This window comes from Kitasatospora sp. NBC_01539 (assembly GCF_045040525.1).
In the GTDB taxonomy this organism is placed as follows: domain Bacteria; phylum Actinomycetota; class Actinomycetes; order Streptomycetales; family Streptomycetaceae; genus Kitasatospora.
In genome coordinates this window covers 7,580,879-7,595,644 of sequence record NZ_CP109390.1, presented here as the reverse complement: position 1 = coordinate 7,595,644, position 14,766 = coordinate 7,580,879, and the positions used below count along the sequence as shown (strand labels likewise).

General features: G+C 75.3%; 14 protein-coding genes. 6 read left to right on the top strand and 8 right to left on the bottom strand.

Features of this window, described 5'->3' with window-relative positions:
* Positions 1–136: 136 nt before the first annotated feature.
* The gene (locus tag OG335_RS32905) at positions 137–1,828 is read left to right on the top strand and encodes a glycoside hydrolase family 13 protein (RefSeq protein ID WP_405014789.1); all 1,692 of its coding nucleotides are present in this window, start codon (positions 137–139) and stop codon (positions 1,826–1,828) included.
* Positions 1,829–1,948: 120 nt separating this feature from the next.
* Here OG335_RS32905 and OG335_RS32900 read toward each other — a convergent pair whose 3' ends face one another.
* Positions 1,949–2,971, bottom strand: a complete 1,023-nt coding sequence (locus tag OG335_RS32900) for a polyprenyl synthetase family protein (RefSeq protein WP_405014788.1) — start codon at positions 2,969–2,971, stop codon at positions 1,949–1,951.
* 179 nt (positions 2,972–3,150) lie between these two features.
* Entirely contained in the window at positions 3,151–4,005 is an 855-nt protein-coding gene (locus OG335_RS32895; protein WP_405014787.1) for a helix-turn-helix domain-containing protein, read from the bottom strand.
* A gap of 170 nt (positions 4,006–4,175) precedes the next feature.
* On the opposite strand from OG335_RS32895, the gene OG335_RS32890 reads away from it, so the two are divergent.
* The 3 genes from OG335_RS32890 (at position 4,176) to OG335_RS32880 (ending at position 6,792) form a co-directional block, all read left to right on the top strand.
* A complete protein-coding gene (locus tag OG335_RS32890) occupies positions 4,176–4,775 on the top strand; it encodes an NADPH-dependent FMN reductase (protein ID WP_405014786.1) in 600 nt (199 codons plus the stop codon).
* Between the two features lie 350 nt (positions 4,776–5,125).
* Positions 5,126–5,962, top strand: a complete 837-nt coding sequence (locus tag OG335_RS32885; RefSeq protein WP_405014785.1) for an undecaprenyl-diphosphate phosphatase — start codon at positions 5,126–5,128, stop codon at positions 5,960–5,962.
* Between the two features lie 194 nt (positions 5,963–6,156).
* Complete coding sequence (locus OG335_RS32880) at positions 6,157–6,792, top strand: GNAT family N-acetyltransferase (protein ID WP_405015608.1); 636 nt, start codon at positions 6,157–6,159, stop codon at positions 6,790–6,792.
* A 31-nt stretch (positions 6,793–6,823) separates the two neighbouring features.
* On the opposite strand, the gene OG335_RS32875 is transcribed toward OG335_RS32880, so the two are convergent.
* The 3 genes from OG335_RS32875 to OG335_RS32865 all read right to left on the bottom strand — a co-directional run bounded on the left by OG335_RS32875 (position 6,824) and on the right by OG335_RS32865 (position 9,367).
* Entirely contained in the window at positions 6,824–7,153 is a 330-nt protein-coding gene (locus OG335_RS32875) for a hypothetical protein (protein WP_405014784.1), read from the bottom strand.
* 100 nt (positions 7,154–7,253) lie between these two features.
* Complete coding sequence (locus OG335_RS32870; protein WP_405014783.1) at positions 7,254–8,114, bottom strand: alpha/beta fold hydrolase; 861 nt, start codon at positions 8,112–8,114, stop codon at positions 7,254–7,256.
* The gene (locus tag OG335_RS32865; protein ID WP_405014782.1) at positions 8,111–9,367 is read right to left on the bottom strand and encodes an MFS transporter; all 1,257 of its coding nucleotides are present in this window, start codon (positions 9,365–9,367) and stop codon (positions 8,111–8,113) included. Before OG335_RS32865 ends, OG335_RS32870 begins: the two co-directional genes overlap by 4 nt.
* Positions 9,368–9,441: 74 nt before the next feature.
* Between OG335_RS32865 and OG335_RS32860 the strand changes: the two genes are divergently transcribed.
* Positions 9,442–10,200, top strand: a complete 759-nt coding sequence (locus tag OG335_RS32860) for a DeoR/GlpR family DNA-binding transcription regulator (RefSeq protein WP_405014781.1) — start codon at positions 9,442–9,444, stop codon at positions 10,198–10,200.
* A gap of 126 nt (positions 10,201–10,326) precedes the next feature.
* Here OG335_RS32860 and OG335_RS32855 read toward each other — a convergent pair whose 3' ends face one another.
* Genes OG335_RS32855 through OG335_RS32845 form a run of 3 tightly spaced genes read right to left on the bottom strand, consistent with a single transcriptional unit; the run spans position 10,327 to position 13,705 of the window.
* The gene (locus OG335_RS32855; RefSeq protein ID WP_405014780.1) at positions 10,327–11,061 is read right to left on the bottom strand and encodes a succinate dehydrogenase/fumarate reductase iron-sulfur subunit; all 735 of its coding nucleotides are present in this window, start codon (positions 11,059–11,061) and stop codon (positions 10,327–10,329) included.
* A complete protein-coding gene (locus tag OG335_RS32850) occupies positions 11,058–13,004 on the bottom strand; it encodes a fumarate reductase/succinate dehydrogenase flavoprotein subunit (RefSeq protein WP_405014779.1) in 1,947 nt (648 codons plus the stop codon). The genes OG335_RS32855 and OG335_RS32850 overlap by 4 nt, the downstream gene beginning before the upstream one ends.
* On the bottom strand, positions 13,001–13,705 hold the full coding sequence (locus OG335_RS32845) for a succinate dehydrogenase cytochrome b subunit (protein ID WP_405014778.1): 705 nt from the start codon (positions 13,703–13,705) through the stop codon (positions 13,001–13,003). Before OG335_RS32845 ends, OG335_RS32850 begins: the two co-directional genes overlap by 4 nt.
* A gap of 97 nt (positions 13,706–13,802) precedes the next feature.
* Here OG335_RS32845 and OG335_RS32840 point away from each other — a divergent pair, with 97 nt between their 5' ends.
* Positions 13,803–14,741 carry a LysR family transcriptional regulator gene (locus OG335_RS32840; RefSeq protein WP_405014777.1) on the top strand — a complete coding sequence of 313 codons (939 nt, stop codon included), beginning with the start codon at positions 13,803–13,805 and terminating at the stop codon, positions 14,739–14,741.
* Positions 14,742–14,766 lie beyond the last annotated feature (25 nt).

Here is a 14,766-nt window from a genome sequence, read left to right as displayed (position 1 = left end):
GCGCGCCCGGCCGTCCGGGCGCCCGGACGGCCGGGCGCCACGGTGCGGCCGCCAAGGCCGGGGCACCGCCGTCCGGGTGGGCCGGACCGGGCACGGCCGCCCCCCACCCACCCACCGCCAGCCGAGGAGATCTCCCATGACCGCACCCACCACCACAGCCCCGGCCAGGGGTCGCACGCATCCGGGCTGGTGGCAGGAGGCCGTCATCTACCAGGTCTACCCGCGCAGTTTCGCGGACGCCGACGGCGACGGCTGCGGCGACCTCGCCGGCATCCGCAGCCGGCTCGGCTACCTGCGCGACCTCGGCGTCGACGCGCTCTGGATCTCGCCGTTCTACACCTCGCCGCAGGCCGACGGCGGCTACGACGTCGCCGACTACCGGGCCGTCGACCCGGTCTACGGCAGCGTCGCCGACGCCGACGGCCTCATCGCCGACGCGCACGCCCTCGGGCTGCGGGTCGTCGTCGACGTCGTCCCCAACCACTGCTCCGACCAGCACCCGTGGTTCCACCAGGCGCTGCGCGAGGGCCCGGGCTCACCACTGCGCGAGCGCTTCCACTTCCGGCCCGGCCGCGGCGCGGACGGCACCGAGCCGCCGAACGACTGGATCTCGCTCTTCGGCGGCCCCGCCTGGACCCGGACCACCGACCCCGACGGCACCCCCGGCGAGTGGTACCTGCACCTCTTCGCCCCGCAGCAGCCCGACCTCAACTGGGACTCCCCCGCCGTGCAGGACGAGTTCCGCTCGATCCTGCGGTTCTGGCTCGACCTCGGCGTGGACGGCTTCCGCGTCGACGTCGCCCACGGCCTGGTCAAGGCCCCCGGCCTGCCCGACCTCGGCCACTGCGAACAGCTCGCCCTGCTCGCCGAGAAGCGGGTGCCGTACTTCGACCAGGACGGCGTGCACGAGATCTACCGGTCCTGGCGCACCGTGCTGGAGGAGTACCCGGGCCAGCGGATCGCCGTCGCCGAGGCCTGGACGGACACCCTCGACCGCACCGCCCGCTACGTACGCCCCGGCGAGCTCCACCAGGCCTTCAACTTCAAGTTCCTGAACGCCTCCTGGGACGCCGACCAGTTGCGTGAGCTCGTCGCCCTCTCGCTCGACGCCATGCGGGCCGTCGACGCACCCACCACCTGGACGCTCTCCAACCACGACGTCGTCCGGCACGCCACCCGGTACGCCGACGGCGACCCCGCCCGCGGCGTCCGCCGGGCCCGCGCCGCCGCCCTGCTGATGCTCGCCCTGCCCGGCTCCGCCTACCTCTACCAGGGCGAGGAGCTCGGCCTCCCCGAGGTCACCGACCTGCCCGACGAGGTCCGGCAGGACCCGTCGTTCCTCCGCCCCGACGGCGGCAACGGGCTGCGCGACGGCTGCCGCGTGCCGCTGCCCTGGTCGGGCGCCGAGGCGCCGTACGGCTTCGGCCCGGTGCCGGGCGGCCCCGCCTGGCTGCCGCAGCCCGCCGCGTGGGCCGGGCTCAGCGTGGAGGCCCAGGCCGGTGACCCGCGCTCCGTGCTGGAGCTCTACCGCAGCGCCCTGCGCGTGCGGCGCAGCCACCCGGCGCTCGGCGCCGGCCGCGCGGTGGAGTGGCTCGACCTCGGCCCCGGCGTGCTCGCCTTCCGCCGCGAAAGCCCGGAGGGCGCGCTGATCTGCACCGTCAACACCGCCGGCCACCCGCTGCCGGTGGACGGCTCCGCGCTCGGCAGCCTGCTGCTGAGCTCCGCCGAGCCCCCGTCGTCCATCGCCGCCGGGAACGCCGGGAACGCCGCGGGCGGGGCCGGGATCCTGCTGCCGGCCGACAGCACCGCGTGGTGGCAGGCCCCCTGACCGGCGGGGGCGACCACGGCCGGGGCGACGGGCGCGCGGCGGGCGCGTGCCGGGCGGGCGCACGCCGTCGGCCCGACGCCCGGCACCCGGCCGGCCCGGCACCCCGGCCGGCCGGGCGCCTCAGCCCACCTCGGCGGTGATCGCGCGGACGAACCGGGCGAGCTCCGCCCGCGCGGCCGGGTCCGGCACGGCCTCCGGCAGCTCCCGGAGCGCGGCCTCGGCGTGCTCGCGGATCCGCTCCTCCAGCCACGCCCGGCCGCCGCACTCCTCGACGAGCGCGGCGGCCCGCCGCAGCTCGGCCGGGCCGGGCTCGGCGGTGTCGTCGTAGTACGCGGCGAGCTGGTCGCGGGCCGGCCCGGCGGACTGCAGGGCGAACGCCGCGAACGCCCGGGCCTTGCGCCGCCGGAGGTCGGCGAAGGCATCCTCCAGGTCGTCCCGCGAGGTGCCCCAGACCCCCTCCCAGTCGTCGAAGTAGGCCATCGCCATGCCCGCGTGGTAGCCGAACCGCTCGGCCGCCGCGACCGCGTCCTCCGACGCCCCGCGGACCACCGCACCGACCACGCAGACCCCGGCCGTGGGCATCGCGATGGTGCTCTCCAGCAGCCGCTGCGCCGCCGGCAGGCTCATCCGCGAGGAGCCCTCGCACTCCAGGTCGAGGATCTGCCCCGAGCAGCACTCGCGGACCGCGAACGCCGCCCGCCGGGCCAGCTCCCGCGCGGCCTCGCCCGGTTCGGCGGCGAGCAGCTCGAACGCCAGGCAGTGCAGGGCGACACCGACCTGGACGGCGGAGGGCACGCCGACCGCGTTCCACAGCGTCGGCCGGCCCTTGCGCACCATCTCGCGGTCGCCGATGTCGTCGTGCACGGTGCCCGCCGCGGAGAGCAGGGTGCCCGCGACGGCCGCCGTCCGCACGGCGTCCCAGGCCGCCCGGCTGCTGCCGGCGCAGAGCAGCGCGAGCAGGGCCGGGCGCCGCCGGAACCCGACGGGCACCGAGGGCCGTCCCTCGGCGTCGACCCACCCGAAGTGGTACTCCGCCATCCGGCGTACGGGCAGGCTCAGCCGTCCCACGGCCTCGCGCAGTGCGGGCTCCAGGTAGGCGGTCACGTCCTCGGCGGTCTGCTGCGCGGTGCGGTCGGTCTGCACGGGGCTCTCCCGGGGGGTCGGTATGCGGGACGGAGATCCGTCCCGCCCTGCCATGACCGCCCGGCGGTCCACCGCGCGCAACCCGGCGCCGCCCGCCGTGCACGGGCCACCGGGCCACCGGGCCACCGGGCCACCGGGCCACCGGGCCACCGGGCCACCGGGCCACCGGGCAGGATCGGCTACCCGGCGAGTGCGCGCAGCGCGCCGGGCCGGCGTCCGGCCAGCCGGTCGAGCGCGGCGGCGGTCCGGTCGTCGGCGGGGAGGTGGACGACGAGCCGCAGGCCGTCGTCGGCGGGCAGGTCGAGGATCTCGTAGGCGAGCCGGAGCGTTCCTTCGTCCGGGTGGAGCAGCCGCTCGACCCCGGTGGTGCGCGGCAGGCCGGGCACCTCGGCAAGGCGCCGGGTGAAGGCGGCGCCGGCGGCGAGGGCGAGTTCCTCGGCGAGCGCGGCGATGTGGCGGTCGGACCGGCCGGGGCCCTGCTTGAGCGCCGCGACCTGCTGGTCGGCGACGCACTCCCAGTCGGGGAGGGCGGTGCGGGCGCGGCCGTCGGTGAAGACGAAACGGGCGAGGTTCGGCGGGGTGCCGTCCAGGAGGCCCACCGGTCCGACGAGGCGCCGGTAGCCCTCCGTGCAGGCGACGACGTCCGAGAACCGGTTGAGCAGCACGGCGGGGGCCGGCTCCAGGCGGTCGAGCAGGGCCTGCACGGTGGGCCGCACGGTGGCGGTGGGCCCGGCCCCGCCGGTGCAGGTGAAGCCGCCGTCGGCCGCCTTGGTGAGACGGTGCAGGTGGACGCGTTCGGCGGTGGTGAGGCGGAGGGCCTCGGCGAGCGCGGCGAGCACCGGGGCGGAGGGCCGGCGGTCGCGGCCCTGCTCCAACCGGGTCACGTACTCGACGCTGACGCCGGAGAGGGCGGCGAGTTCGGCCCGGCGCAGGCCGGGGGTACGGCGGCGGGGGCCGGTGGGCAGGCCCGCCTCGGCGGGGGTGACGGCCTCCCGGCGGCTGCGCAGGAAGAGTCCGAGCTCGTTGTCGCTCACCGGTCGAACGTAACAGCCGACCGCCGCCCGGGTCGTGGCCCTGCCACTACCAGTCCCGGCCCGGTCTCCCTGCGGGCGCAACGGACCGGCAGGTTGGTGGTGCGGGCTCCGGCGGATGCCGTCCGCGCCCCGCCCGCCATCTCCGTCCCCACTCGCCAGGGAGCCTTCCCGTGCCAGACACCCCTCTGCAGCTCCTCGTCGTCACCGGCAGCGTCCGGGAGGGCCGGTTCGGCCCCACGGTCACCCGCTGGTTCGCCGAACAGGCCGCGCTGGACAGCCGGTTCACCGTCGACACCGTCGACCTCGCGGACGTGGAGCTGCCGCTCGCCCTGCCCGCGGTCCCGCCCGCGCTCCGGCCGGACCTGCCGCGGCCCACCGGAATGGCCGCGCTGACCGACCGCCTCGACGCCGCCGACGCGGTCGTGGTGGTCACGCCCGACTACAACCGGAGCTTCCCCGCCGCCCTGAAGGCCGCGATCGACTGGCACTACACCCAGTGGCAGGCGAAGCCGGTCGGCTTCGTCGGCTACAGCGGCGCGAGCGGCGGCCTGTTGGCGATCGAGCAGCTGCGGCAGGTCTTCAACGAGCTGCACGCGCACACGGTGCGCGCGTACGTCTCGTTCCCCCGTTACTACGAACTCTTCGGGCCGGACGGCACGTTGAAGGATCCCTCGGGGCCGGCCGGCGCGGCACGGCTGATGCTGGACGGCCTGCACTGGTGGGGCGAGGCACTGCACGAGGCCCGACGGGCGCGGCCGTACCCGGCCTGACCGCGGCCCGGCCGGGCCAACCGCACACCGGCGGTCGGGCGGCGCGCCTCGGCGCGGCACGCGGTCGGCGGGTGCGGCCCCGGAGGGGACATCGGTGGAACACTGCGGAGCGGTCGTCCTCCACGGCCGCAGGTCGTCCGCCCCCGCCCTCGGGGGTCCGGGGCGGCTCCGCGGCCACCCGGTTGGACGGCACCCGCCGGATTCGTCTACATTCCTGTAGACATAAACGGCGGGCCGACGCCGACTCCCCGGGGACCACCGCACCAGGCCCGTCCGCCGCGTGCCCGCATGCCCGCCGGACGGCGGGCGCCGGGTGTGCGCGGCATCCCTCGGACCATGGGTAGGCGCACGTGAGCGTGATCACCGTCGGGCAGGCCGTCGTCCTGGGCGTGGTCGAGGGGGTGACGGAGTTCCTGCCCATCTCCTCCACCGGCCACCTGAAGATCACCGAGGGCCTGATGGGCATCCCGGTCGACGACACCTCGGTCATCGGCTTCACCGCCGTCATCCAGGTCGGCGCGATCGCCGCCGTGCTCCTCTACTTCCGCAAGGACATCGCACGGATCGTCACCGCCTGGGGCCGCGGCCTGGCCGACCGCGAGGAGCGGTACCACCACGACTACAAGTTCGGCTGGTGGGTCATCTACGCCACCATCCCGATCGTCGTGGTCGGCCTCGCGGCCAAGCCGCTGATCGACGGCCCGCTCGCCTCGCTCTGGGTGGTCGCGGGCTCCCTCATCGCCGGCAGCGCGGTCATGTGGGCCGCCGACCAGATGGGCCGCCACAAGCGGGGGGAGGACGACACCGGCTTCAAGGACACGATGATCGTCGGCTCCGCCCAGATCCTCGCCCTGCTCTTCCCCGGCTTCTCCCGCTCGGGCGCCACGATGTCGGCCGGCCTGATGCTCGACCTCGACCGGGTCGCCGCGACCCGGCTGTCGTTCTTCCTCGGCATCCCCGCCCTCACCGGCGCCGGCCTGTACGAGCTCAAGGACGCCCTCGGCTCCGGCATCGACCCGCTGCCCCTCGTCGTCGGCACCGCCGTCTCCTTCGGCGTCGCGTACGCGTCGATCGCCTGGCTGCTGAAGTACGTGGCGAAGCACTCGTTCAACGCGTTCGTCGTCTACCGCGTCGTCATCGGGCTGCTGCTCCTCGGCCTCCTCGGCACCGGCACCGTCAGCGCCTGACGCCGCCGTCCGCGCCCCCGGCACCGGCACCGGACCCCGCCACCGGACCGGCCCCGGCACCCCGCCGGGGCCGAAAACCGGTGGACCCCGCTGACATGATCAGTGGCACGGCGGCGTTCACGGCCGCCGGGCGGCGCCCCGCGGCACGGCAGCGCGGCGGCAGGCGCGGCATCGGGCGACGGAGCGAGGGGTCGATGGGTTTCATGCTGGAGGGGCCGGTGCTGGAGGGCGGGCTGGTGCGTCTCGAACCCCTGCACCGGCGCCACGCCGCGGAGCTGGCCGCCGCCTCGGAGGAGGACCGGAGCACGTACGGCTTCACCTGGGTGCCGACGGCGGCCGAGGTCGGGCCGTACATCGAGGCGCAGCTCGCCCGCGCCGCGACGGGCAGGCTCGCCCCGTACGCGCAGATCGACCTCGCCTCCGGGCGGGCCGTCGGGGCGACCTCCTACTGGGAGCCGCGGCTTCGGCCGGAGACGGACGAGCTGTACGCGGTCGAGGTGGGCTTCACCTGGCTCGCGCGCTCGGCGCAGGGCACGGGGCTGAACACCGAATCCAAGTACCTGCTGTTCCGCCACGCCTTCGAGAACTGGGGCGTGGCCCGGGTCGACCTGAAGACGGACGCCCGCAACGCCCGGTCGCGGGCCGCGATCGCCGGGGTGGGGGCGCAGTTCGAGGGAGTGCTCCGCAACTGGTCCCGCTCCTGGGCGCCCGGCGAGGACGGGCTGCTGCGCGACGCCGCGATCTTCTCGATCATCGCCGGGGAGTGGCCCGAACGACGGGCCGCACTGGAGGAGCGGATCGCCGCCCGCCGGGCGACGCCCAGCAGGTAGCGGGTAGCGGGTGGCCGACGGCTGCCGGGCGTCAGCCGTACCAGGACGCCTCCGTCGGCCGGGCGTGGCGGGGAATCTCCCGCTCCGGCAGCGGCAGCTCGGTGCCGTCGACGACCAGCACGCAGACCGGCACGCCGTCCTGCCCGCCGGCCAGGTCGACCCGCACCTCGGCGGGCCGCGGCGGGTACGTCGGCAGCGTCGTCGCCAGCACCATCTGCTCCACGTGGTGGTCGTGCGCGCGTTCGAGGCCGACCTCCTTGCCGTCGACGAGCAGTTCCACCTCCGGGTGCCGGCCCAGGCGTACGCCGACGGTCACGGAGCAGACCTCGTACTCGCGGTGGAAGTGGTACGCACGGCCCATGACCGCCTCCTCGTTCGCGCGACCGGTGCCCTCCATCGTGGCACCGGGCGGGGTCGGCGGCAGATCGGGCGGCGACGGCCGGGCCCTGCCCGGCCCCGGCCTACGCGCGCTGCGCGCCGTCGGTGAAGGCGTCGGTGAAGGCGTCGGTGAAGGCGTCGGTGACAGCGTCCGTGGCGGCGTCCGTGACAGCGTCGGGCAGGACGTCGGGCAGCGGGTCGAGCAGGGAGTCGAGCAGGGAGCCGACGAAGCGGCCGCGCGGCTCGGGCCGGTCGGAGAACCACGCGCCGAGGCGGTGGTCGGCCCCGGTCTGGAGGAGCCGGGCGAACCGGGCGCGGCCGCTCCCGAGAGCGGCGGCGACGGCGTCGGTGACGGCCTCGGGGACGACGGCGTCGGTCTCCGGCACGGCGAGCACCGCACGGCTCCGCACGGAGCGGAACACGTCGAACGCCGGGGAGCTGCGCCAGCTGCCGGAGGCACGGATGATCCGGGTGAAGTCGGGCCCGAAGGGCACGGACCAGGCGTCGGCCGCGTAGACGGCGGGCGCGCACAGGCCGAGGGCGGCGACCCGGGTGCCGTGGTGGGCTGCGAGGTCGGCGACGGTCTGACCGCTCATGCTGAAGCCGACCAGCACCAGCCGGTGGCCGCCGGGCACGTGCCGGTCGATGACGGCGCGGGCCTGGTCGAAGCGCCGCTGCAGGCTCTGGCCCGGCAACCGGCCGGTGCTGTCGCCGTGGCCGGCGAAGTCGAAGGTGAGGGCGTGGACGCCGCGGGCGGCGAAGTCGGCCATCATGCCCGCGAGCGGCGCCCGGTCGGCGGTGCCCGCGCCGTGCAGCAGCACCGCGGTCAGGGCGGGCCCGGCGGCCGCGGCCCGCGCCGCCGGGGCGGCGGCGGAGCAGCCGAGCTCCTCGGACCCGACCCGGGGGCGGAAGTGCCGGAGCGGCACGCCGGGGGCCCCGGTCACGCGGCCTCGGCCTCCTTGCGGCCGGCGGTGCCGGTCGGCGCGGTCCGCGGGCGCGGGGACGCCAGGATCCCGGCGGCGCACACCGCGGCGGCGCAGCACGCCACGGGCAGGAGGAGCGCGAGGTTGAGCGGGACGAGCCGGGTCAGCGGCCCGATGACGGCCGGGCCGGCGAGCATGCCCAGGTAGCCGAGGCCGGCGACCCGGGAGACGTTGGATCCGGCGGCGTCCGGGTCGAGGTGTCCGGCGGCGCTGAACAGCTGGGGGATGCAGCCGGAGAGTCCGATGCCGAAGACGACCCAGCCGGCCAGGGCGAGCGGGACGCTCGTGGAGAGCGCCGCCGTGGTGAGTCCGGCCGCGGCGACGGCGGAGCCGTACCGGAGCACGGCGGCCGCCCCGATGCGGGCGGTGACGCGGTCGGCGAGCAGCCGGCCGACGGTCATGGCGGTCGCGTAGGCGCCGTAGGCGAGGGCCGCGGTGGCGGAGGGCGCGCCGAGGACGTCCTGGAGGTGGAGCACGCTCCAGTCGTTGGCGACGCCTTCGCAGAGCATCAGCAGGAAGGCCAGCGCGGCCAGCAGCCAGATCCGGGCGGGGGTCCGGCGGCGGCCGGCGGGACGGTCCGTACCGGCGGCTGCCGCGTCGGTGTCCACCGCGTCCAGCGCGTCGGCCGCGTCGGCTGCGTCGGCTGCGGGCCCGGGCTCGGGCCGCAGGAGGGCGGGGGCCGCGGCGGCGGAGGCTGCGAGGCAGAGCACCGCCGTCACGGTGAGGGTCGCGGCCGGGCTCCATCCCGAGGCCAGGGTGCGGGCGCCGGCCAGTGCGGCGAGGACGCCGCCGATGGAGAAGGTGGCGTGGAAGGCCGACATGACGGGCCGTCCGTAGCCGCGTTCCACCTGTACGGCGTGGGCGTTCATGCTGACGTCGAGGAAGCCGTTGCCGACGCCGAGGGCGAACAGCGCCGCGCCGAGCGTCCAGGCGTCGCCGGCGAGGCCGGGCAGCAGGACGGCGGCGCTGCAGAGGGCCGCGCTGAGCGGGACGACGGTGCGGACCCCGAGGCGGTCGGTCAGCGGTCCGGCGATCTGCATGCCGGCGAAGGCGCCGGCCCCGAGCAGCAGCAGGAGCTGGCCCAGGACGGCGTGGCCGATCCCCGCGCGGTGCTCGATCGCCGGGATGTGGACGACCCACATGCCGAGGACGAAGCCGTTCAGCGTGAAGTAGGCGAACGTCGCGAGGCGGGCGTCGCGCAGGTGTCTCTCCATGCCGCACAACGTATCGAACATTTTCTGTGTTCGTAACCTTGCGATCCGAACATCACAGGTGTTTGATGTGCGGTATGGGGAGTGCAGAACGACTGCGAACGATCACCGAGGCCGTACGCGCGGCCGGCACCGTCGGCGTGGCCGACCTCGCCGAACTCACCGGGGCGTCGGAGATGACCATCCGCCGCGACCTGGAGGCGCTGGCCGCCCAGGGCGTGCTGGAGCGCTACCGCGGCGGGGCGCGCAGTCTGCTGCTGCGCGGCGAGGAGCCGCCGTTCGCCCTGCGCACGCAGAACGGCGTGGAGGCCAAGCGCCGCATCGCCGCCGAGGTCGCCGCACTGATCGGCGACGGCGAGTCGGTGGTCCTCGACAGCGGCACCACCTGCCTGGAGGTCGCCCGTGCGTTCGAGCACCGGCGCCTCACCGTGATGCCGCTGTCGCTGCACGCCGTGAACGCGCTCACCGCGGCGCCACAGGTCTCCCTGCTCGTGCCCGGCGGCCGCCCGCGGCCGGGGGAGCTCGCCCTCACCGGGCCGCTGGCGGAGCAGTCGATCGCCTCCCTGCGCTTCGACACCGCCGTCATCGGCTGCTGCGGCCTGAACGCCGCGCACGGGCTCACCGCCTACGACCTGGAGGAGGCCACCCTCAAGCGCGCCGCCATCGCCTCGGCCCGCCGGGTGATCGCCGTCGCGGACGGCGCGAAGCTCCACCGCACCGCCCTCGCCCTGGTGGCACCCGCCGCCGCCCTCCACGTCGTCGTCACCGACGAGGACGCCCCCCGGGAGGAGACGGACGCCCTCGCGGCGGCCGGCGTCACCGTCCACCGGGCCTGACCACGGCCCGCGTCCGCCCACGAGCCCCTCGGCCCGTCCGTCCGCCCGCCCGCCGGTCCGCCCGCCGGTCCGCCCGCCGGTCCGCTCGCGGCGTTCGCCGGAGTGCGGAGCCCGCGTGCGGCGCGGTCAGCGCAGGCTGCGCAGGAACTCCCGGTTGAGGCTGCCGATCGCCGACAGCGGGATGCCCTTCGGGCAGGCGGTGGCGCACTCCCCCGTGTTGGTGCAGCCGCCGAAGTCCTCGGCGTCCATGGCGGCGACCATGCCGCGCACCCGGCTGCCGCGTTCGGGCGCACCCTGCGGCAGCACGTTGAGGTGCACGACCTTGGCCGCGGTGAAGAGCATCGCCGAGCCGTTCGGGCAGGCCGCGACGCACGCGCCGCAGCCGATGCACGCGGCATGCTCGAAGGCGGTGTCCGCAGCCTCCTTGGGAACGGGCGTGGCGTGCGCCTCGGGCGCGCTGCCGGTCGGGGCGGTGACGTAGCCGCCCGCGCCGATCACCCGGTCCAGGGCCGAGCGGTCCACGACCAGGTCGCGGACGACCGGGAAGGCCGCGGCCCGCCACGGCTCGACGTCGACCGTCTCGCCGTCGCGGAAGTGCCGCATGTGCAACTGGCAGGTGGTGGTGGGCTGGGGGCCGTGCGCCCGGCCGTTGATGACCATGCCGCAGGCCCCGCAGATGCCCTCGCGGCAGTCGTGGTCGAAGGCCACCGGTTCCTCGCCGCGCAGGATGAGTTCCTCGTTGAGCGTGTCCAGCATCTCCAGGAACGACATGTCCGGGCTGATGTCGCGGACGTCGTACGCGGCGAAGCCGCCGGGTGCGTCCGGGCCGGCCTGGCGCCAGACCCGCAGGGTGAGGTTCATGCGTAGCTCCGCTGGGTGGGGTGGACGTGCTCGAAGTCGAGCCGCTCGCGGTGCAGGACGGGCGCCGCTCCGGTGCCGGTGAACTCCCAGGCCGCCGCGTAGGAGAAGGCCTCGTCGTCGCGGAGCGCCTCGCCCTGCTCCGTGCGGCTCTCCTCGCGGAAGTGGCCACCGCAGGATTCGGTGCGGTGCAGCGCGTCGAGGCACATGAGCTCGGCGAGTTCGAAGTAGTCGGCGACCCGGTTCGCCTTCTCCAGCGACTGGTTGAACGCGTCGCCGGTACCGGGCACCATCACCCGCCGCCAGAACTCCGCCCGCAGTTCGGGGATCCGCGCGAGGGCGCGGCGCAGCCCGGCGTCGGTGCGCGCCATCCCGCAGTCGTTCCAGAGCAGTTCGCCGAGCTCGCGGTGGAAGGACTCGGGGGTGCGGTCGCCGCGCACGGCGAGCAGCCGGGAGATCCGGCCGGTGACGGCGCGCTCGGCCTCGACCACGGCCGGGTGGTCGGGGGCGACCGGCTCCGTGCGCTGCCGGGCGAGATGGTCGTTGACGGCGGGCGGCAGCACGAAGTACCCGTCCGCGAGGCCCTGCATGAGGGCGCTGGCGCCGAGCCGGTTGGCGCCGTGGTCGGAGAAGTTGGCCTCGCCGATCGCGAACAGGCCCGGGATCGTGGTCTGCAGGTCGTAGTCGACCCAGAGTCCGCCCATCGTGTAGTGCACGGCCGGGTAGATCCGCATCGGCACCCGGTACGGGTCCTCGGCGGTGATCCGCTCGTACATCTCGAAGAGGTTGCCGTACCGGGCGGAGACCGCGTCGCGGCCGAGCCGGGCGATCGCGTCGGCGAAGTCGAGGTAGACGCCCTGGCCGCCGGGGCCGACGCCGCGGCCCTCGTCGCAGACGGCCTTGGCGGCGCGGGAGGCGATGTCGCGGGGCACCAGGTTGCCGAACGACGGGTAGACGCGCTCCAGGTAGTAGTCGCGCTCGTCCTCGGGGATGTCGGCGGGCGGCCGGGTGTCGCCGGCGGCCTTCGGCACCCAGATGCGGCCGTCGTTGCGGAGCGACTCGCTCATCAGCGTCAGCTTCGCCTGGTGGTCGCCGGAGCGCGGGATGCACGTCGGGTGGATCTGGGTGAAGCAGGGGTTGGCGAACCACGCGCCGCGCCGGTGGGCCCGCCAGATCGCGGTGGCGTTGGAGTTCTTGGCGTTGGTGGAGAGGTGGAAGACGTTGCCGTAGCCGCCGGTGGCGAGGACGACGGCGTCGGCGAGGTGGGTGGAGACCGCACCGGTGACGAGGTCGCGGGCGACGATGCCGCGGGCGAGGCCGTCGACGACCACGAGGTCGAGCATCTCCGTGCGCGGGTGCATCTCGACGGCGCCGGCGGCGATCTGCCGCGACAGTGCCTGGTAGGCGCCGAGCAGGAGTTGCTGGCCGGTCTGGCCGCGTGCGTAGAAGGTGCGCTGCACCTGCACGCCGCCGAACGAGCGGGTGTCGAGCAGTCCGCCGTACTCGCGGGCGAACGGCACGCCCTGCGCCACGCACTGGTCGATGATCTCGACCGAGATCTGGGCGAGGCGGTGCACGTTGGACTCACGGGCGCGGAAGTCGCCGCCCTTGACGGTGTCGTAGAAGAGCCGGCGCACGCTGTCGCCGTCGTTGCGGTAGTTCTTGGCCGCGTTGATGCCGCCCTGCGCGGCGATGGAGTGCGCCCGGCGGGGGGAGTCCTGGAAGCAGAACTGCACGACGCGGTAGCCCTGTTCGGCGAGGGTGGCGCCGGCGGAGGCGCCGGCCAGACCGGTGCCGACGACGATCACCGTGTTCCGGCGCCGGTTGGCCGGGTTGACCAGCTTGGCCTCGAACCGCCGCTGGTCCCAGCGCTGTTCGATCGGCCCGGCGGGCGCCCTGGTGTCGGCGACGGGCTCGCCGACGGTGTGGTCGAGGTAGGAGGTCACTGCACCGCTCCGATCATCACGGCGACCGGCACGGCGAGGAAGCCGGCGGTCAGCACCAGCGCGAGCCCGTTGGCCGTCGCCTTCAGCACCCGGTCGCGCCGCGGGTTGTTGAGCCCCAGGGTCTGGGCGGCGCTCCAGAATCCGTGCCGTACGTGCAGGCCGAGGGCGAGCATCGCGACGATGTAGATCCCGCCGCCGTACCAGGTGGAGAAGGACGCCACGATGTTCTGGTAGGGGTGGCCCTCCTCGGCCCGCGGGTTCACCGTGAGCGTGGTGAGGTCGAGGATGTGCCAGACGAGGAAGAGCGCGAGGATCACGCCGCCCCAGCGCATCGTGCGGGTCGCGTAGCTCGAACGCGCCCTCCGGCGGGCGTACTTCTGCGGCCGTGCCGCCAGGTCGCGGCGGCTCAGCTGGTACGCGGCGACGCCGTGCGCCAGCACCGAGGCCAGCAGGACCACGCGGGCGATCCACAGGAACCAGGCGTGGCCGAGGAACGGCTGCCCGACGGTGCGCAGCCACGCCGCGTAGCCGTTGATGTCGTCGGGCCCGAAGAAGACCTTCAGGTTTCCGAGCATGTGGGCCACCAGGTAGAGCAGCATCACGGCACCACTGGCGGCCATCACCGCCTTCTTGCCGATCGTCGATCCCCACAGCGCCGCCACCGCGGGCTGCCGCCGATCCGTTCCACGCGCCAGAGCCATGACGACCACGGTAGGAAGCGGCCGGGGGTGACGTCCAAGACATGGTGGGGCTCGTCACGATAGGGAGGGACTATCGTGCGGCGCCTACGATGGCGCCATGCAGCTCCAGCAGCTCCGCTACTTCGCCGCCGTCGCGGACCTCCGCAACTTCACCCGCGCCGCCGAGCGGCTGCACGTCGCCCAGCCGTCGCTGTCGCAGCAGATCCGTTCCCTGGAGCGGGAGCTGGGCGGTGAGCTGTTCCACCGCACCCGCGGCAACATCGCCCTCACCGACGCGGGCGAGGCGCTGCTGCCGCTCGCCCGGCGCATCCTCGCCGACACCGACAGCGCCCGCCTCGCCGTGCAGGAGACCGTCCAGCTGAGGCGCGGCCGGGTGCGGCTCGGTGCCCCGCCCAGCCTGTGCACCAGTCTCGTGCCGGACGTGCTCGGCGCGTTCCGCAGCCGGCACCCCGCGGTGGACCTCCTCGTCCGCGAGGGCGGCTCCGGCGACCTCACCGCCGCCCTCACCGCGGGCGAGCTCGACCTCGCCCTGCTCATCGACCCGGCGAGCGGCGAGGCACCGGCCGGCCTCACCGTCACCCCGCTGCTCCACGAGGACCTGGTGCTCGTCAGCGCGGCGCCGCTGCCCGAGGGCCGCATGCCGGTGGCCGCCCTGCGCGACCGGCCGCTGGTGATGTTCCGCGAGGGGTACGCGCTGCGCGACAGCACCCTCGCCGCCTGCCGCGCGGAGGGTTTCGAGCCCCGCTTCGCCGTCGAGGGGGGCGAGATGGACGCGGTGCTCGGCTTCGTCCGGGCGGGTCTGGGGGCCGCGGTCGTTCCGGCGATGGTCGCCGCCCGGTCCGGCCTCGCGGCGGTCCGGTTCGGCGGAGCCGGACTCGGCCGCACCGTCTCGCTCGCCCACGGGCGCGACATCCCGCTGGGCCGGGCGGCGGACCGGATGCGCGCGACCGTGCTCGACCGGGTCGCGGCCCTGGCCCAGGGCGGCGCGCTGCCGGACGGTACCCGGCTGCTCACCCCCGGCCACCAGGGGTGTTAGACCGTGCGTACACGGGCAGCACAGA